12 protein-coding genes are annotated in these 19,190 nt (G+C 70.2%); 5 read left to right on the forward strand and 7 right to left on the reverse strand.

Annotated elements, in window-relative coordinates:
* Positions 1-3 precede the first annotated feature (3 nt).
* Positions 4-741 carry a sugar transferase gene (locus NE234_RS34045; protein WP_252785006.1) on the reverse strand — a complete coding sequence of 246 codons (738 nt, stop codon included), beginning with the start codon at positions 739-741 and terminating at the stop codon, positions 4-6.
* A gap of 223 nt (positions 742-964) precedes the next feature.
* Here NE234_RS34045 and asnB point away from each other — a divergent pair, with 223 nt between their 5' ends.
* Together asnB and NE234_RS34055 are read left to right on the forward strand one after the other, a co-directional pair.
* Complete coding sequence (gene asnB, locus NE234_RS34050; protein WP_256529875.1) at positions 965-2,872, forward strand: asparagine synthase (glutamine-hydrolyzing); 1,908 nt, start codon at positions 965-967, stop codon at positions 2,870-2,872.
* A gap of 40 nt (positions 2,873-2,912) precedes the next feature.
* Entirely contained in the window at positions 2,913-4,424 is a 1,512-nt protein-coding gene (locus NE234_RS34055; protein WP_252785008.1) for a lipopolysaccharide biosynthesis protein, read from the forward strand.
* Between the two features lie 20 nt (positions 4,425-4,444).
* Here NE234_RS34055 and NE234_RS34060 read toward each other — a convergent pair whose 3' ends face one another.
* From NE234_RS34060 to aceA, 4 genes are all read right to left on the reverse strand, one after another.
* A complete protein-coding gene (locus NE234_RS34060) occupies positions 4,445-5,458 on the reverse strand; it encodes an NAD-dependent epimerase/dehydratase family protein (protein ID WP_252785009.1) in 1,014 nt (337 codons plus the stop codon).
* Between the two features lie 168 nt (positions 5,459-5,626).
* The gene (locus NE234_RS34065; RefSeq protein WP_252785010.1) at positions 5,627-6,466 is read right to left on the reverse strand and encodes a hypothetical protein; all 840 of its coding nucleotides are present in this window, start codon (positions 6,464-6,466) and stop codon (positions 5,627-5,629) included.
* Positions 6,467-6,892: 426 nt separating this feature from the next.
* Positions 6,893-8,338, reverse strand: coding sequence for a M1 family metallopeptidase (locus NE234_RS34070; protein ID WP_252785011.1), 1,446 nt, complete (start codon positions 8,336-8,338; stop codon positions 6,893-6,895).
* A gap of 203 nt (positions 8,339-8,541) precedes the next feature.
* Entirely contained in the window at positions 8,542-9,837 is a 1,296-nt protein-coding gene (gene aceA, locus NE234_RS34075; RefSeq protein WP_252785012.1) for an isocitrate lyase, read from the reverse strand.
* 151 nt (positions 9,838-9,988) lie between these two features.
* Here aceA and NE234_RS34080 point away from each other — a divergent pair, with 151 nt between their 5' ends.
* Positions 9,989-11,425: a helix-turn-helix transcriptional regulator gene (locus NE234_RS34080; RefSeq protein WP_252785013.1), complete on the forward strand. Its 1,437-nt coding sequence runs from the start codon at positions 9,989-9,991 to the stop codon at positions 11,423-11,425.
* 101 nt (positions 11,426-11,526) lie between these two features.
* Positions 11,527-12,492 (forward strand): glucosyl-3-phosphoglycerate synthase, encoded by a 966-nt coding sequence (locus NE234_RS34085; RefSeq protein WP_252785014.1) that lies wholly within the window; start codon positions 11,527-11,529, stop codon positions 12,490-12,492.
* A gap of 183 nt (positions 12,493-12,675) precedes the next feature.
* On the opposite strand, the gene lanKC is transcribed toward NE234_RS34085, so the two are convergent.
* Both lanKC and NE234_RS34095 read right to left on the reverse strand, forming a co-directional pair.
* Positions 12,676-15,444 carry a class III lanthionine synthetase LanKC gene (gene lanKC, locus NE234_RS34090; RefSeq protein ID WP_252785015.1) on the reverse strand — a complete coding sequence of 923 codons (2,769 nt, stop codon included), beginning with the start codon at positions 15,442-15,444 and terminating at the stop codon, positions 12,676-12,678.
* 190 nt (positions 15,445-15,634) lie between these two features.
* A complete protein-coding gene (locus tag NE234_RS34095) occupies positions 15,635-16,918 on the reverse strand; it encodes an MCE family protein (RefSeq protein ID WP_252785016.1) in 1,284 nt (427 codons plus the stop codon).
* Positions 16,919-17,171: 253 nt separating this feature from the next.
* On the opposite strand from NE234_RS34095, the gene NE234_RS34100 reads away from it, so the two are divergent.
* Positions 17,172-18,401, forward strand: a complete 1,230-nt coding sequence (locus NE234_RS34100; protein ID WP_252785017.1) for an acyl-CoA dehydrogenase family protein — start codon at positions 17,172-17,174, stop codon at positions 18,399-18,401.
* The last annotated feature ends 789 nt before the right edge of the window (positions 18,402-19,190 follow it).

The raw sequence follows: 19,190 nt of genomic DNA on the forward strand, positions 1-19,190 counted from the left end.
GGTTCACCCCGCTCCGCGACCGGCCAGCACGGCGCTGAGGGTGCGGGCCAGGATCCGGACGTCGAGCAGCAGCGACCAGTTGTTCACGTAGTGCAGGTCAAGGTGGATCGCGTCCTTCCACGACAGCCGAGACCTGCCGCTGACCTGCCACAACCCGGTGATGCCCGGTCGCACCCGCAGCCTGCCGTAGTCGTCCGGGTCGTAGAGGAGCACTTCGGCGTCGACCTGTGGACGCGGGCCGACGAGCGACATCTGGCCGAGTGCAACGTTCCACAACTGGGGCAGCTCGTCGAGGGACCACCGGCGCAGCCACCTGCCGAGCCGCGTGATGCGGGGATCGTCGGGAATCTTGAACAGCGGCTCGTCTCCTCGACTGTGAATGCGCAACAGTTCGGCGAGCTGCTCTGCGGCATTCACTCTCATCGAGCGGAATTTCCACATCCGAAATGGCCTGCCGTTCATGCCGATGCGTTCGTGACCGAACAGTACCGGGCCCGGACTGCTCAATAGCACCGCAATGGCGATGGCCAACATCAGCGGGGAGAATATGAGAAGCAGGAGAACGGCCAGCACTCGGTCGGCGGCGTGCTTGACGCGTCGTGCTCCGTCCCCGCTCAGCAGGCGTTTTCCGGGTGGATGGCCCGTAGCATGATAAGGCGCGTCGATGTCCGCAATGCGATCTTCGAGCCGGTCTGTCGGCGTGGCCTGACCCGGCTGTGCGCCCGGTGCGAATATGGACATTATTGTTCCCCGGCGTGAGTTGAAGAATCTCCACTCCCAGGTCCCAGGTATATCACCGCCTTGTGAATGGCCGCCCCATCTCCAAGATCAACGCTTGGTCAGTCGCACGGAAATTGTTGATCGAGGCGGCTTCGGCGAGTTGTCGCTCCGGGGGCGGACGGTGCAATGCTCTGAACCCGGCATCTCGCGGTGCTGAAATTCCGAATGCCTATCGGGGGTGTATATGTGCGGCATAGCGGGCGTGGTGTCGGCGGACCGTCCCGACCCGTGCCTCGTCCGCCGCATGTGCGATGTGCTCGCTCACCGGGGGCCGGACGGAGAGGGCTTCCACGAGGACGCCCACGCCGCGCTCGGCATGCGGAGGCTCGCCATCGTCGACGTGCCGGGCGGCGGTCAGCCGGTCTACAACGAGGACCGGACCGTGGTCGCGGTCTTCAACGGGGAGATCTACAACTTCCCCGCGCTACGGCGCGAGCTCCGCGGCCGCGGTCACCGCCTCGCCACGAACGGCGACACCGAGTGCCTCGTGCACCTGTACGAGGAGCTCGGCGACGATCTGGTCCACCGGCTCCGCGGCATGTTCGCCTTCGCGATCTGGGACGCGCGGAGGCGGCGGCTCCTCCTCGGCCGCGACCGAATGGGCAAGAAGCCCCTGTACTGGCGCACGGAGGGCGGGACGCTCTGGTTCGCCTCGGAGCTCAAGGCGCTCACGCGCGACCCCGCGATCCGCCGTGAGGTCGACCCGGTCGCGCTGCACCACTACCTGACCTATCAGTACGTACCGGCTCCCTGGTCGATCCTCCGGGGCGTGCACAAGCTGTCCCCCGGCCACCTGCTGTCCTGGCAGGACGGCGTCGCCGTGACGACGCGCTACTGGCGCGTCGACTGCACGCCCCGCGAGGTCACGTCCGAGGAGGAGGCCGCCGAAGAGATCCGCGTCCGCCTGCTGGACGCGACACGGGTCCGCATGGTGAGCGAGCGGCCGCTCGGGGCCCTCCTGTCCGGCGGGATCGACTCCTCCGCGGTCGTCGCCGCGATGGCCCGGCACTCCGCGGGGCCCGTCAAGACGTTCAGCGTCGGCTTCGACGACGAGAGCCTGGACGAACGGCGCTACGCGCGGATGCTGGCCCGGCACTACGGCACCGACCACCACGAGATGGTCGTCACCTCCTCGGCCCTGGAGGTGCTGCCCGCGCTGTCCTGGCACTACAACGAGCCGTTCGCGGACTCGTCGTCGATCCCCACCTTCCACCTCGCGCGGATGACCGGGGAGCAGGTGACGGTCGTCCTCAACGGGGACGGCGGCGACGAGCTGTTCGGCGGTTACCTGCGCTATCTGCTCATGGCCCGCGCGGGTCGCGTCCCCGGCCTGACGTTCCTGCGGGGACCGCTCGACCGGGCCGGCTCCGCGCTCGCCGCCCGCGGCGCCCCGCGTTCGGCGCTGCAGAGGGCGGGGCGGGCGATCGGGCTCCTGGGGCACCCGGCGTCGCGACGCTACGCGCGGCTGATGTCGTCCTTCACCTCCGAGCAGAAGACGGCGCTGTACTCCGGCCCGCTGCGGGCGAGCCTGGCGGACGTCGACAGCCACGGCCTGCTCGACGACGCGTTCGCCGCCTCCCGCGCCGGCTCGGTCCTGGGCCGCGTCATGGACGTCGACCTCAACACGTACCTCCCCGGCGACCTCCTCGTGAAGATGGACACCGCCACGATGGCCAACTCGCTGGAGGCGCGCTCCCCGTTCCTCGACCATCACCTCGTGGAGTGGGCCGCCGGGCTCCCGCCGCGGCTCAAGGTCCGCTCGGGAACGACGAAGTACCTGCTGAAGAAGGCCGTCGCGCCCTGGCTGCCGCCCGGGCTCGTGACCCGGCCGAAAATGGGGTTCGGCGTTCCGCTCGCGCGGTGGCTCCGCACCGATCTGGCCGACCTGTCGTGGGACGTCCTGACGGACCGCACGGCGAGGTCACGGGGGCTGTTCCGGCCGGAGGCGGTACGGGGGCTGCTGCGACGCCACGCGGGCGGACACGACCACGCCGGCCGCATCTGGGCGCTGCTGCAGTTCGAACTCTGGTGCCGGGTCTTCCTCGACCCGCCCGTACCGGGAATCGACCACGACCTCGCGTCCCGGCCGTGAACCGGCGCGGCGCCGGCCGCCCGGGCACCCGGCCGGCGCGGTGAACGACGCGGCCGGCCGGCGCGCCCGCCCCCCGGACGGTCACGGCGCCCGCACCCCGGACGGCGGGGCCACGCGGCCTCCGGGAGGCCCGGCCATCCGGACCCCGGCGGACCGGGCCACCCGCACCCCGGCGGACCGGGCCACCCGCACCCCGGCGGACCGGGCCACCCGCACGCCGGAGGACCGGGCGACGCGGACCCCGGACGGCCGGGGCGTTCGGAGCCTCGGCGGGCTGGCCGTCCGGACCCTGGGCTCCTATGGCGTCAGGTTCGTTCTGGGCGCGCTGATGAGCGTGGTCGTGAACCGGTCGCTGGGGCCCGAGGGCCGGGGCGCGTACGCGGTGCTGATCGCCGTCGCGACGGTCGCGTTGCACCTCGGCCAGCTGTCGGTCGAGGAGGCGCACGTCGCACTGTGGTCCCGGATCCGCGACGCCGCCACCGTCACCGCGAACAGCGTGCTGTTCGGCGCGGCACTCGGATGCGTCTGCGCGGTCGGCGCGGCGATCGTCGTGGTGGGGCTGGGACCCGGCGTCGTCCCGGTGCCCGGGCTCGGCCTCCTGGCCGTGGCGCTGGCCTGGATCCCCTGCGCCATGACCGAGAAGCTGCTGGCCCGCCTCATGGTGCTGAGGACGCGGATCGAGGTCAACAACCGGAGCGGACTGCTGAGCGTGGGCGTGCACTGCGCTTCGCTGGTCCTGCTGGCCGCGCTGGGCGAGGTGACGCTGGGGTGGGTGGTCGCGCTGTGGACCGTGTCCGCCGCGCTGCCCCTGGTGGTCCTCCTGCCCGCCGCCCGTCCGGCGTTGCGCCACTGCGACCTCGCGGTGGCGCGCCGGACGCTCCGTCTGGGCCTGCGCTACCACACCGGTCTGGTCTCGATGTTCCTGCTGCTGCGGGCGGACGTCCTGATCCTGGGCGCGATGACGACGACGGCCGAGGTGGGACTGTACGCCGTGGCCGTGACGCTGATGGAGCTGGGCCGGGTCCCGCCCGACGTCCTCGCGAACCTCGCCATGCCGCGGCAGCTCGAAGACGACGAGCGGGCGGCGGCCCTGTTCACCGTCCGGTCCACGAGGATCGCGGCGCTCGTCGCCGCGGGCTCCGTGGGACTGCTCTGCGCCGCCGCGCCGCTCCTGGTCCCGGCGGTGTACGGTCCGGCGTTCACGGGGGCGGTCGGTCCGCTGCTCGCGCTCGCGCCCGGCCTGTGGTCGATCGGAGCGAGCAGGCCGGTCGGCGCCTTCCTGCTCCGGCTCGACCGCCCGCTGTGGAACTCGATGACGGCGGTCGCGGCCCTCACGGTCAACGTCGCCGTGAACCTCGCGCTGATCCCGTCCTGCGGCGCCGTCGGCGCGGCGCTCGCCTCCAGCGTCGCCTACACCGTGCTCGCGGTGCTCCAGGTCCTCTGGTTCCTGCGGGTCACCCGGAGGCCGTGGAGCGACCTGCTCCCTCGGTGCTCCGACGTCCGTTTCCTGTGGGCGACGGCCTGCCGCGTCCCGTCCTGGAGGGCCGGCTGACGCGATGGCGGGACGCGCGCTCAGGTCCGCATCGCGACCGCGCGCGGCGCCGCCGGTCCGGAGCGCGCGGCCAGTTCGCGCCGCGCGTGGGCGATGGCGTCGGTGAGGATGTCGTCCAGGGAGCGTCGCGGCAGCCAGCCGGTGAGGATCCGCAGCTTGGTGGTGTCGGGGACCTTCCGCTGCATGTCCTCGAACCCCGACTCGTACGCCTGGTCGTACGGGACGAACTGGAGCGCCGACGCGCTGCCGGTCCGCGTGACGATCGTCTCGGCGAGCTCCCGAATGCTGATCTCGCGTGAGGAGCCGACGTTGTAGGTCTGCCCGACGGCGGCGGGCTCGTCCAGCAGCCGCAGCAGCGCGTCGACGACGTCGCTGACGTGAGTGAAGCAGCGGGTCTGCCGGCCGTCCCCGTACACGGTCAGCGGCTCGCCCCGCACGGCCTGCCGGACCAGCCGGGGAACGACCATGCCGTACGCGGGGCTCTGCCGCGGGCCGACCGTGTTGAACAGCCGGACGACGACCGTCGCCAGGTCGCGCTCCCGGTGATAGCAGTTGGCGAGGATCTCGTCCACGGCCTTCGCCGTGCTGTACGCCCAGCGCACGATGGACGGGGGCCCGAGGATCCGGTCCGCGGTCTCCCGCAGGGGACCCGAGGAGTTCTTCCCGTAGATGTCCGACGTGCTGGTCATCAGCACCTTGCGGCGGTACCGGTGCGCCGCCTCGATCACGATCTGCGACCCCCGGATGTTGGTGATCAGTGACCGCAGGGGTTCGTCGACCACCAGCCGTACGCCGACGGCCGCCGCCATGTGGACCACGGCGTCGCACTGGTTCATGAGTTCGTCGACGACGAGGTCGTCGAGGACCGACCCGTGGACGAAGCGGAAGCCCGCGTTCTTCGCCGCCTCGCCCAGGTTGGCGGGGCTTCCCGTCGCCAGGTTGTCGAGGGCGATGACGGAGTCGCCGCGGGCCAGCAGCGCGTCGACGAGGTGCGACCCGATGAAGCCCGCCCCGCCCGTCACCAGGTATGTCATCCTGCAGCCTTCCGGCATGCCGCGCCTCCCGGGCTCCGTGAGCGTCGCCGCGGATCGGATGGCCGAACCGCGAACGGCCTGGGGTGGCGGGAAGTCCGTTCCCCGCCGCCCCAGGCCGGCCGATGACCGTGTGCCGTCACCGCTGCGGAAGACGGTCGAACACTCGCGTCAGGAGCAGCCCGGCACGCTGCCGACCGGCCTGCAGTTGTTGGGAGCGTTCCTGATGACCAGGCTGTCGTCGAGCAGCACCGGACCGGCCTCCTGGTCGCGGTAGATGCCGCCGCCGTCGCTCGCGCGGTTGTCCTCGACAAGGGTGCGCACGAGCCTGGCGCGCCCGCCGACGCCGTTCAGCAGGCCGCCACCATGGATCTTGGCGGTGTTCTCGTCGAGCGTCGTACGGAAGAAGGTCGCCGATCCGCCCAGTTCGTTGTAGACGCCGCCGCCGCTGCTGTTGGCGCTGTTGCGGCTCAGCCGGCTGAAGTCCACGGAGAGACGGCCGTCGCTGTAAATCGCGGCGCCGCCGCCACCCGAACCGTTCGGATGAACGGTCGTATTGTCGGTGATCAGGGTGTAGGAGACCACCGCCGTGCCGCTGTCGTTGCTGAGCCCCGCGCCGTTGTCCGCCGTGTTGTTCCGCAGGGTGACCTGGAACAGGTGAAGGGTGCCGCGTGCGCTGAGGATGCCTCCGCCGGTGAAGTCCCCGGAGTCGCCGCCCTCGACGAAGATCCCTCTGATCGTCAGCTGGGCGCCGGTGAAGACCTCGAACAGGCGGAACTTGGGGCCTCCGGTACGCCGGATGTGCGTGGAGGGCCCACCGATGATGGTGATCTCGCCCTTGATGATCGGCAGCGCGTCTCCGCCGCGTGTCCCCGTCTCCGCTGGGGCGGTGAAGTCGTAGTTGCAGTTCGCGGACAGCCGGATTACGCCGCGACCGTCCGCGTTGACTTGTTTGACCGCCTCCACCAGGCCCGACGCCCCGCCCGTAGGTCCGCTGCACGGCACCGTCACGACGGGCTGTGCGTAGGCCGAGGGCGGCGATGCCGCCGCTACTCCCGCCCCCATCAGCGTGGCAGCCGCTATGCTGCCAGCCGTTCTAGCGAATGAACCCATGAGGCTCCCCCCGAACAGAATGGACATTCCTCTTGTCGGTGATGAATTGTCCTCGCGGCACCGCCGACATCGGATAGAGAAACATCGCGCAGGCCATCACACCGCATCAGGGCATCGCGGATTTCCGGTTCTTTGCCGCCGCGGACCACTTTTTAAGTGGCCCTCGATTCGGTGGCCGGAGGATAGCGCCCTGAATACGCGGAAAACGCGTGAGGGGCCGGGGGACCCGGGTGACGGTCCGGCGGGAGGCCCGGACAGTGGTCCGCCGGGGACCCCGAAAGGGTCCCCGGCGGACCGGAGCGGAACGTCAGCCCTGCGGGAGGGTCAGCCCTGCGGGAGGGCCGGCTTGCCGGGAGACCAGAGCCAGGTCTTGAAGAACCCGCTCAGGTCCTGGCCGGAGATCTTCTGGGCGAGCGTGGTGAACTGGTCGGTGGTGGCGTTGCCGTGGCGGTGCTGGGCGGCCCAGGTGCGCAGCAGGGTGAAGAAGGCGTCGTCACCGATCTTCTCCCGGAGGAACTCCAGCACCATGCCGCCGCCGCTGTAGACCCGGTCGTGGAACATGGTGTCCCGCTTCGGGTCGGCGATCACGACGTTCCACCAGCTGTCCGTCGCCGAGTGGCCGTTGTAGGTGGCGAGGGCCTGGTCGTGCACCGTCCGGCCGCCGTGCTTCTCGGCCCAGTACCACTGCGAGAACGTCGCGAAGCTCTCGTTCAGCCAGACGTTGTTCCAGGTCTGCACCGAGACGCTGTCCCCGAACCACTGGTGCGCCAGTTCGTGCGCGATGGTGTTCGTGCTGCGCACGTCGGAGTACAGCGGCCGGGTCTGGGTCTCCAGCGAGAAGCCGATCGCCTGCCCGTTGTACGTCGCCAGGTCGGCGATCGCGCCGGTCGAGTCGAACGGGAACTTCCCGTACAGCTGATCCCACAGGTCCGTGGCCTCGGCGGTGGTGTCCCAGAAGAACGTCATCGGGTCCGGGTGGTTCGGGTCGCGGCCCACGAGCTTCGGGTCGACGGCGACCGTCTCGGGGATGCCGAGCGGGGTCTTGCCGTTCTTGAAGGTCCACTTGCCGATGTCGGCGGTGGCGAGGTAGGTCGCCATCGGGTTCTTCTCGTCCCAGACGAAGGTGCTCTGGTCGCCCTTCGTGCGCTGGGACACGAGCCGCCCGTTCGCGATCACGCCGAGGTCCTTGGGCACCGTCACCTTGAAGGTGAAGGCGGCCTTGTCGGACGGGTGGTCGTTACTCGGGAACCACGTCGACGCGGCGTTCGGCTCGTCGCCCATGAACGCCCCGTCGTCGGTGTGGACGAAGCCGTACGGGGAGCCGAACACGACCGGCGAGCCCACGATCGTCTGCGGCACGCCGCCGTACGTCACGGTGACGGTGAAGCGCCGGTTCTTCCGCAGGCCGCTCTTCGGCGTGATCACCAGTTCCTGGCCGTCCCGGGTGAACTCCGCCTTGTGGCTGTTCACCGTGACCTTGGAGACCGTCAGCTGCTGCAGGTCCAGGTCGAAGCGGGACAGGTCCTGGGTGGCGCGCGCCGTCATGGTGACGACGCCGTCGAGCCGCTTGGTCGAGGGGTCGTACTTCAGGTCGAGGCCGTAGTGCAGGGCGTCGTACCCGCCGTTGCCCTCCAGCGGGAAGTACGGGTCGCCGATGCCCGGGGCGCCGGGGGAGAAGTGAGGCCGTGCCGCGGCGGACGCGGCGGGGGAGATGGCCGCCACGGAGGCGAGGGTCGCGCCGACGGCCACCAGCCGGGATGTTCTGCGCATGTGGGGGGTTTCCTTGTGCAGAAATCGAGTGGACCTTGCGACTCTGGCGTACGCGCCGCGGGATTGTCCAGACTTTCAGCACCGAAAGTGGCAGACGGTCGTGATCCCGCAGTTCAGCGGAGGAAATCCCGGAGTTCGGGAGAGAACACGCGGTGGCCCCCGGAGTCACCGGGGGCCACCACGCCGATCTGGGGAGGCGGTTCTCAGTGCGCGGCGGCGAACTGCTCCTCTTCGGTGGATCCCTTGAGCGCCACGGTCGAGGAGTCCGGCGAGACCGCCGTGCTGACCAGGTCGAAGTACCCGGTGCCGACCTCACGCTGGTGCTTGGTGGCGGTGTAGCCGTCCCTTTCCGCGGCGAACTCCGCCTCCTGCAGCTCCACGTAGGACGTCATGCCGTCCTCCGCGTAGCCCTTGGCGAGGTGGAACATCGAGTAGTTGAGCGAGTGGAAGCCGGCCAGGGTGATGAACTGGAACTTGTACCCCATGTGCCCGAGCTCGCGCTGGAACTTGGCGATCGTGGAGTCGTCCAGGTGCTTCTTCCAGTTGAACGACGGAGAGCAGTTGTAGGCCAGCATCTGGTCGGGGTACTCCGCCTTGATCGCCTCGGCGAAGCGCCGCGCCACGTCCAGGTCGGGCGTGCCGGTCTCCATCCACAGCAGATCCGAGTGCGGGGAGTACGCCAGGCCACGGGCGATGCACGCCTCGATGCCGTTCCGCACGCGGTAGAACCCCTCCGCGGTGCGGTCGCCGGTCGTGAACCGCCGGTCGCGTTCGTCCACGTCGCTCGTCAGCAGCGTCGCGGCCTGGGCGTCGGTCCGCGCGATGATCAGGGACGGGACGCCGGCGACGTCCGCGGCGAGGCGGGCGGCGTTCAGCGTCTTGATGTGCTGGCCGGTCGGGATGAGCACCTTCCCGCCGAGGTGGCCGCACTTCTTCTCCGACGCGAGCTGGTCCTCCCAGTGCACCCCCGCGGCGCCGGCGGCGATCATGGCCTTCATCAGCTCATAGGCGTTCAGCACCCCGCCGAAGCCGGCCTCGGCGTCGGCGACGATCGGCGCGAGCCAGTGCGGAGCGGACTCGTCGCCCTCGGCCCAGGTGATCTGGTCGGCGCGCAGCAGCGCGTTGTTGATGCGGCGCACGACGGAGGGGACGGAGTTGGCCGGGTAGAGGCTCTGGTCGGGGTACGTGTGCCCGCTGAGGTTCGCGTCCGCCGCCACCTGCCAGCCGGACAGGTAGATCGCCTTCAGGCCCGCCCGCACCTGCTGGACGGCCTGGTTTCCGGTCAGCGCGCCGAGCGCGTTGACGTACGCGCCCTCGTGGAGCAGCGTCCACAGACGCTCCGCGCCGAGGCGGGCGAGCGTGTGCTCCTCCTGCACCGAGCCGCGAAGGCGGATGACGTCCTCGGCCGTGTAGGTCCGCTCGACGCCGGCCCACCGCGGGTCGGTCTTCCACTGACGCTGCAGCTCTTCGGCTGCTCCCTTGAGGCGACGGTCGCTCATGGATACTGCCCTCCTTTGTCGTCCCCTGGGTGCTTGTGTCCTACTCTCTGGCTTCGGAGGCGCGTAGTGAACCGGTCAGTAACAAGAAGAAGCGCATAAATTTCGCTAGGATGAAGCTGTGACGGGCTTTCAAAAAGAAGAAGCGCTGAACTTGACGAATGGTCTAGACCTCGTGACGTTCGGCCAGCGGCTTCGGCACCTCCGCCGCGCACGGGGCTACACCCTCTCTGAGCTGGGAGAACGCGTGGGCCGGGCACCCTCCCAGCTGTCCCTCCTGGAGAACGGCCGGCGCGAACCGAAGCTGTCACTGCTCCAGGCGCTCGCCTCCGCGCTCGAGGTCCCCGTCGAGGAACTTCTCCGCAAACAGCCGCCGAACCGGCGTGCCCAGCTCGAGATCGCCCTGGAGGAGGCCCAGCGCGACCCCGTCTACCGCGCGCTCGGCCTGCCGCACCTGAAGGTCGGCAAGCGGGTGCCCAACGACGTCCTGGAGCACGTGCTCGCGCTGTACGACGAGGTGAAGCGGAGCCGTACGAAGCCGACCGCCAGCCCCGAGGACGCCCGCAAGGCCAACGCCGAGCTGCGCCGCCAGATGCACGAGCGGGGCAACTACTTCGGCGAGATCGAGCGGGTCGCGGCCAAGTCCCTGGAGGCCGCCGGCTACCGCGGCGGCGCGCTCTCCCAGGGCATGCTGCTGTCGCTCGTCACCCACTTCGGCTTCACCCTGCGGTACGTCCAGGACCTGCCGCGCTCGGTCCGGTCCGTCACCGACCTGCGCAACCGCCGCATCTACCTGGAACGCGAGCAGCTCGGCATGCACACGCCGCGTACGATCCTGCTGCAGACGCTCGGCCACATCGCGCTCGAGCACGCCGTGCCGAGGGACTTCGCCGACTTCCTCCGGCAGCGGGTCGAGGCCAACTACTACGCCGCCGCCACGCTGCTGCCGGAGCGCACGGTCGTGCCGTACCTCCAGGAGGCCAAGGCCGACCGTGAGCTGTCGATCGAGGACCTGTGCGACGTGTTCTCCGTCTCCTACGAGATGGCCGCGCACCGGTTCACCAACCTGGCGACCCACCATCTCGACCTGCCGGTGCACTTCACGAAGAACGACGAGAGCGGCACGATCTACAAGGCGTACGCCAACGACGGGCTGATCTTTCCCGCCGACGAGCACGGCGCGATCGAGGGCCAGCGGATGTGCCGCCAGTGGGCCGGGCGGCGGGTCTTCGGCGCCGACGACCGGTTCTCGGTCTACTACCAGTACACCGACACGCCCACCGGCACGTACTGGTGCCTGTCGCACATCGACCCCAGCCACGAGCGGGACTTCGCGATCACGCTCGGCGTCCCGTTCGAGCACTCCCGGTGGTTCCGCGGCCGGGACACCAACCGTCGCGTCAGGTCCGCCTGCCCGGACGGTGACTGCTGCCAGCGGCCTCCGGCCGAGCTGGCCCGCCGCTGGCAGGGGCACGCCTGGCCCTCGGCGCGCGCCCACTCCCACGTCCTCGCCGTCCTGCCGCCCGGCGCGTTCCCCGGCGTGGACGAGGCGGACGTCTACGCGTTCCTGGAGCAGCACGGCGAGACGTGACGCTCCAGGTTTCCCCTCACTGTGATGCCGGCGAAACGAGGGTGAAACGCTGGCGGGTGTCAATGGGCCCGGAGTGCTGACGCAGGAGAGGGGACGATGAGGTGCTGCCCCAGGTACAGGCGTGGCTGCGCAACCGCATGAGCTCCGCGGCGGACTGGCCGGTGGACCGGCTCCTGGCCGCCAAGGGCGAGACGACGGTGAGCGTCGTGCTGCCCGCCCGGAACGAACGCGCGACGGTCGGCGAGATCGTCGCGACGATACGGCGGGATCTCGTCGAGCGAGCCCCGCTCGTCGACGAGATCCTCGTCATCGACTCCCGGTCCGTCGACGACACCGCCGAGGTCGCGGCGGCCGCTGGCGCGCGCGTCGTCGCCCAGGACGCCGTGCTCCCGGAGCTGCCCCCGCTGTCCGGCAAGGGGGAGGCGCTGTGGAAGTCGCTGCACGCCGCGCGCGGCGACGTCCTGGTCTTCGTCGACGCGGACCTGCGGAACTTCTCGTCCTCGTTCGTCACCGGCCTGCTCGGCCCGCTGCTCACCGACCCGTCCGTGGCCTACGTCAAGGCCTGCTACGACCGCCCGCTGAACACCGGCGGCGTGTCCGTCCCGGGCGGCGGCGGCCGGGTGACCGAGCTGGTCGCCCGCCCGCTGATCAACATGCACTGGCCGCTGCTGGCCGGGTTCGTCCAGCCGCTGGGCGGTGAGTACGCCGGACGGCGGACCCTTCTCGAACGCGTCCCGTTCGTCACCGGGTACGGCGTCGAGCTCGGCCTGCTCATCGACGTGCTGGAGGCCGTCGGCCTGGACGCGATGGCCCAGGTCGACCTCGGCACCCGCGAGCACAGCCATCAGTCGTCCGAGGCGCTCGGCGGCATGGCGGGCCAGATCATGCAGACCGCGTGGTCCCGGCTCGACCGGCAGGGCCGGATCGTGCCGCTCGAACCGCCGTCGACCGTGCTGACGCAGTTCCGGCGCGACGGCGACGGTCACCAGGTGCGAATCCGCGACGTCTCGGTCGGCGAACGCCCGCCGATGGCCGAGATCCGTTCCTACAGCGACTCGGCCGCCTGACAGCCGCACGCGGACGGGCGGTGGCCCCGTCGCCGAGAGAGCCGTGCTCGGACGGGCGGCGACCACGCCGGGCACGGATGTGGATGTCACCGTGCCCGGCAGGTCCCGGGGGGTCAGAGGCAGATGCTGCCCTTGCTGCTCATCGTGAGGACACCGCAGGCCAGCTCCTCCTGGACCGCCACCTCACTCTGCAAACGCAGGACCTCTTCCACGCCGACCACTCCTTTCCATCGATGCGGGAACAACGGCGACCCTCGACCCGGCCGAGTGCCCGTCGAGGGTGTCAAGGGGAGCAGGCGCGGGATCCGTCAGGCGGCACAGGGCGAACAGGATCCCGGCGGACCCGGACCACAGGTCGGCGGACAGCCGCTGTCCCGGCTCACCGAGCCAGCCGACGCCGTCCTCACGGGGGATCGCGGACCGGAACAGGCCACGGGCGCTGATGAGCGCGGCGTCGATGAGCTCGGGCCGGCCCAGCCGCCGTCCCGCGTCCGCCAGCGTCACGGCGAGACCCGCCAGGCCGGGGAACAATCCGGGGAACACGGCGAAGCGGGCCGTGCACGCGCGCAGGCAGCGCTCCAGCGTGTCCGCCGCGCCGAGATCTCCGTCGCCGACCACGTCGAACTCCGCGTCCGGACGGCACGCCAGGTAGCGGGACAGCACCGCGGCGTATCCCGCGCTGCCGCCGAACAGGTACGGATAGACGCGGCGGTCGTCGTGGGAGAGCCTGAAGCCGAGACCGTCCACCGGGATCGGCTCGGCATAGGCCAGCTCCTCCCGGAGCAGTCGCATGCCGCGGGCGAACGGCCGGGAGTCCCCGGTACGGCGGTACAGGGCGTACAGCGCCAGCGCCACGCCGGTGCGCCCGCCGACGAGCCCGGACCGGTTGGTCCGGCTCAACCGGGAGGTGAGCTCGTCGCCGTCGGGAACGCGTTCGAGCAGCCGCCGGGCGAGGTCCAACCACCGCTGCTCGCCGGTGCGGCCGTGGTGGACCAGCAGGCCGAGCGCGGTACCGGCCCCGCCGGCGCCGAGGGTCGCGACCGTGTCGTTCAGCGGATGGGCCGCCGCGGAGGCGAGCAGTGAGCCGGCCGCCTCGGACTCCCCGAGCCCGGCGAGCACGCAGGCGATGCCCGCCGTGCCGTACAGCAGTCCGGGAGCGCCGGTCTCCGCAGCGGCCAGCGTCTCGTCCCGGAGCCGGCGGACCACCTGGGGGTCGCAGGGACGACCGGCGTGGTGCAGGGCGTACAGCACACCGGCGGTCCCGGCGGCCACGGCGCGGGTGCCGGTCTGATGCCCCAACGGATTCGTCGGATAGACCCGTACGGGATGATCCGGTTCAGCCGTCGCCTCCAGCGCGTCCGCGGTCCGGTCGGCCAGCCGGCGCAGCGCGGCGACGGTGTCCTCGCGCACGGCCCGCGGCGTGGGCAGCCGAATGTCTTCACGACTCCGGGAGGCGAGCGGGCGAGGCTCTTCGCGTACGGTCGGCGGCGTGGGCGGGCGAGGATCCTGCCGTACGGCCCCGGGCACCGGCGGGGGAGGGGCCTCGGGCCGGTCGTGGCAGCGGGTGGCCCACTGCCACAGCCTCGGGGGGACCGGCGCGAGCTCGGTGAGGTCGGCGTACAGATGGTCGAGGGCCCGCGGGTGCCGTTCGGCGACCTCGTGCAGGGGGAACAGGAGCAACAGCGCCAGGGCGGCCAGCCCGAAGCGATCGAGTTCGCGCGGATCGCGCTCGACCGCGGACCGTGGATCCGGATGCAGGTAGCCGGGAGTGCCCATGATCCTCCGGACGTCCCCGGTGCGTTGCACCGCCTCGAAGTCGACCAGCCGGGGCCGATCGTCGTCGTCGACGAGCACGTTGGTCGGGCTCAGGTCGACGAAGACGTGGCCCAGTTCATGCAGGCGCTCCAGCTGCGCGTCGAGCCGGTCGAGCAGGGCCAGGCAGCGGTGGTGATACTCGGCGAACGCCGCGGCGTCCGGCCCGATGCGCACCGCGGGGTTGTTCAGCACCATCCACCGGTACAGCGGGACGCCGGGGGCGAACTCGGTGACGAGGTACCTGTGCTCCCAGTGGCGGAACAGCTCGACGGGCCGCGGGCACAGGCCGGGCTCGCGGCCGTGGATCGCGCGCAGGGTCAGGTACTCGGCGTTCAGTCGTGTCTTCGCGTCGGCGCCGTCCGGGGTGTACCCGTTGTGCGCCCGCGCCTCCTTCACGAAGACCTGCTCGCCGTCCGGGGAGCGGAAGCGGTAGGCGCCACCGGCGTTGCCGTGCCGGATCACGGCCTCGAAGGTGTAGCCGTGCAGCGTGACCGGGCCGGTCGCGGCCTCGGGGGCGGCCGTACGGAACGGGTCGGCGACGCCGGGCGGCAGATGGAACGCCGGCCGGCGTTCGTCATCGATCTCCCGGCCGTCCGGTCCGGCCATGGTGGGGACCTGATTGCCGTCCGCGTCGACCCGCAGACGACCGCGGAACGCCCCGTAACGGTAGGAGACGCACTCGCTCGCGCCGAAACGGCGATCGGAGAGCACGAAAGGTCCGCTGATCCCGGTCAGATCCCCGGCCAGCCGGGTTAAGAGCGACCGCGCGCACTGCTCGGTGGGCGGGTAGAGGGTGCAGAACTTGCCGCTCTGCACGCGGTTCGCGTGCTTGCCGTGCGCGTGCAGGAACATCTCGCGTCCGGCCAGGTGCTTGAAGGGGACTCCCGCCTCGGCGCAGGCCGTCGCCACCACCGTCAGCACCGACTGCGCGTTCGGCAGGGAGCTGGACACGTGGATCTTCCAGCCCTGATCGGGGAGTTGCAGGCCGGCCGGCCCCCAGTGGGTCCACGCGCCCGAGTCCTGGCGCGTCCATCCGGCGGGCATGGGGCCGGCGTGGTAGCGCGGACCGGGATCGGCGGTGTCCCAGGGTTCGTAGTGATCCTGATCGGCGATCAGGAAGGACATGTCCACTGCCACCTGGCCACTCCTGACCGGTCGAGTCCGGGCGGATAGAGGCGACGGCGCAGGTTCCCGTCAGGGCAGGTCAACGGGATGATTTGCGCGCGTCTGACCGAGTATCACCCACCGATAGGTGAAATCGACGGATGTGTCCGCCTCTGGCCGTGCTGCCGGGAATGAGGCTGGGGAGGGCGGCGGGGCGGGAGGATCAGCCCGGGGAGGGAGGCGCCAGGATCCCGCCGAAGGTCGGGTCCGGGTTGGCGCTCGCCGCCGTGCCGGTCGTCTTCGTCCTCTTCGCCGCGGTGGGGGCGGAGCCGCTGCCGTACGCGTCCGCCGGCGGCGGCACCACGTCGAAGTGCGTCGTGGCCTCCGTCAGCCCGGACAGGTCCAGCCCGATCTTGCTGAGCGGGGCGCCCAGCGCGTTCAGCGGCTTGAGCAGCGTCTCACACTGCTTGGGCGGGGCGCCGAGGGAGTACGCCAGCGAGCACAGCCACATCGCGATGTTCTGCGACTGCATGAGGTTCAGCCGGGAGTGCAGCGTGCCGTCCTGGTAGTCGTAGACCGACATCGCGTTGGTGGCCGCGACCGGTGCCTTGTCGAGGAAGTTCTGCAGGGCCTGCTTCTCCTTGACGAGGATGCCGGTCACCTGGGCGAGTCCCTGGACGTTCGCCGCGATCTGCGTCTTGTTCTGCTTGACGAACGCCGAGACCTCCTGCAGCGCGACCGTCAGGCTCTTCAGCGCCGCCGTCAGCTCGGTCCGCTCCGCGTTCAGGGTGCCGGAGACGGTCGCGAGGTTCTCGGAGAAGGCCCGGATCTGCCGGTCGCTCGCGGCCATCGCCTGCGTGATCTTGGCGAGGTTGCGCACGGTCTGGCTGGCGTCGCTCCGGTTGTCGGCGAGGATCCGGCTGACCTCGGACAGGTCCTGCAGCGTCTGCTTGAAATCCTCACCCTGCCCGTCGAGGGTCTGCGCGCTGGACTTCAGCAGCCGCGACAGCGCGCCGTTGGCGTTGGCGCCCTGGGGGCCGAGCGCCTTGGCCAGGTCGTTGACCGACTGGTTCGCGTCGTCCAGCTCGACCGGCACGGCCGTGCTGGACAGCGGCAGCGTGGCGCCGTTCTTCAGGGCCGCCCCGCCGCGGTAGACCGGCGTGAACTGGATGTAGCGGTCGGCGACGAGGGACGGGACGATGATGACGGCCTGGGCGTTCGCCGGGATCTTGCGCTTGGCGTCGTAGGCCATCCCGACCTCGACCATGTTGCCCTTGGGGATCACGCGGGTGACCTTGCCGACCTTCACACCGAGCACGCGGACCTCGGTGCCGCGGTAGACGCCCGTGGCGCGCTCGAAATAGGCGGTGACGTGGGTCTGCTCGCCGCCGGGCCAGAAGACGGCGACCAGGGCGGCGACGAGGACGACGGCCAGAACGGCCGCGCCGTAGGCCAGCACGCGGGTGGGGCGGGAATCCCGACGGCGGGGGGAACCGGGCGAACCCACACAGACTCCCGTTCTTCCGGGGCGATCAGGACACGAGGCGCGGATCGCGAAATAAGTTACCTCTTACCTCGCCGGGAGCGTACCGCTCGTTACAGCCTCGTGACTCTCATCGCATCAAGTCAACCTTCTCTGGGTCGTATTGTGACACTGACCACCCTGTTACCGGCGGTAGCACCTCGGCCGCTAGGGTGAAAGCAGACAACGGGTCCAATAGCGTGCCCGCCGCCCGTGGCCGGCCGTGAACGGAGGAAACATGTCGGACGACGGCACCCCGGCCTTCTCGCTGGAGCTGAACGAGGACGTTCGGGCGGTGCAGGAGTGGGTCCACGAGTTCGCCAAGGACGTCATCCGCCCTGCGGGCCAGGAATGGGACGAGCGCGAGGAGACGCCCTGGCCCATCCTCCAGGAGGCCGCCAAGATCGGGCTGTACTCGCTCGACTTCTTCGCCGGCCAGTGGATGGAGCCGTCCGGGCTCGGCATCCCGGTGGCGTTCGAGGAGCTGTTCTGGGGTGACGCCGGCATCGGCCTGTCACTCGTCGGCTCCGGCCTCGCGGCCGTCTCCGTCGCCGCGACCGGCACGCACGAGCAGATCGGCGAGTGGGTGCCGCAGATGTTCGGCACCGCCGACGACATCAAGCTCGGCGCGTTCTGCGCCTCAGAGCCCGACGCCGGATCCGACGTTGGCTCCATCCGCACCCGCGCGGAGTACGACGAGGCCAAGGACGAGTGGGTGATCAACGGCACCAAGACGTGGGCGACGAACGGCGGCATCGCCAACGTCCACGTGGTCGTGGCCTCCGTCGACCCCGAACTCGGCACCCGCGGCCAGGCCAGCTTCATCGTGCCGCCCGGCACCCCCGGCCTGTCCCAGGGCCAGAAGTTCAAGAAGCACGGCATCCGCGCCTCCCACACCGCCGAGGTCATCCTCGACAACGTCCGGGTCCCCGGCTCCTGCCTCGTCGGCGGCAAGGAGAAGCTCGACGAGCGGCTCGCCCGCGTCCGCGAGGGCAAGCGCGCCGCCGGCCAGGCCGCCCTGCGCACCTTCGAGGCGTCCCGCCCGACCGTCGGCGCCATGGCCGTCGGCATCGCCCGCGCCGCGTACGAATACGCTCTGGACTACGCCCGCGAGCGCGAGCAGTTCGGCAAGAAGATCGGTGACTTCCAGGCCATCGCCTTCAAGCTCGCCGACATGAAGACCCAGATCGACGCGTCCCGCCTTCTGGTCTGGCGCGCCGCGTGGATGGCGCGCAACGGCAAGGAGTTCTCCAGCGCCGAGGGCTCGATGGCCAAGCTGCACGCCGGCGAGACCGCCGTCCGGGTGACGGAGGACGCCATCCAGATCCTCGGCGGCAACGGCTACACCCGCGACTACCCGGTCGAGCGCTGGCACCGCGATAGCAAGATCTTCACGATTTTCGAGGGCACGTCGGAGATCCAGCGCCTCGTCATCGGCCGCACGATCACAGGATTGCCGGTCCGCTAGTGTTTCCGCAGGTCAAACGTGTCATGCGTGATCGTCCATGCTGGGTCTGATCACGCTGCACGTCGATCGGTGATTGCTCGTCAGACCCCATCGTTTCCTGTTGGTTCCCAACGCGGTGCTGACTTGGTGCTGACCCCTAACCGCTAGGTATGTCGTGACCGGATGGGGCCGGCACCTCCGGAGTGGCTGGCCGTCTGGGCTCCAGCGGTGGTCGGGCGCACCAGATCCAGGCGAGGGAATGGGAACCGCTGCTGACCACAACCCACGGATGTTGACCACAACTCACGGGACGGGTAGTGGTCGGCCGATGCAGGGACGTCATGAGCGGTGTAATGACTGCTGAAGGGGTCTGCCCGCCTGGCGTAGAGGCCGCTGACCTGCACGATTGGGGAGCTTACGGGCGATCGTTTGGGTCGGTGACCTCTACCGTGTCAATGTCGTCCCAATCAATCGCTGACCTGCGGCTTTTAGAGAAACGGCAGGTCAGTGGGTATCAATGACACTCGTTGACGTCGGTTCAGGACGGTTCAGCGACCATGCGTGCTCCCGGTGCTCCCCGCTCCCGGAGGGAGCACGGGAGCACGGATGGGGGGCATTCCGGGGGCACGGTCAGGTCATGCCCGGGTTAGTCGATGGTTGGGGGAGCCGGCGGTTCTCAGATGAGCGCCGAGGCTCGGGGGCGAGAGGACGTGGGCATGCGATCGGCACAGTGTGCCGATCGCATGCCTATGAAGTGCCTAAGCGGGGTGCTGCGTGGTGCCGCCGTCGGCAGTTAACGTCGATGTGAAG

The sequence above is a fragment of the Actinoallomurus rhizosphaericola genome, from assembly GCF_024055675.1.
Classification (GTDB): Bacteria; Actinomycetota; Actinomycetes; order Streptosporangiales; family Streptosporangiaceae; genus Actinoallomurus; species Actinoallomurus soli.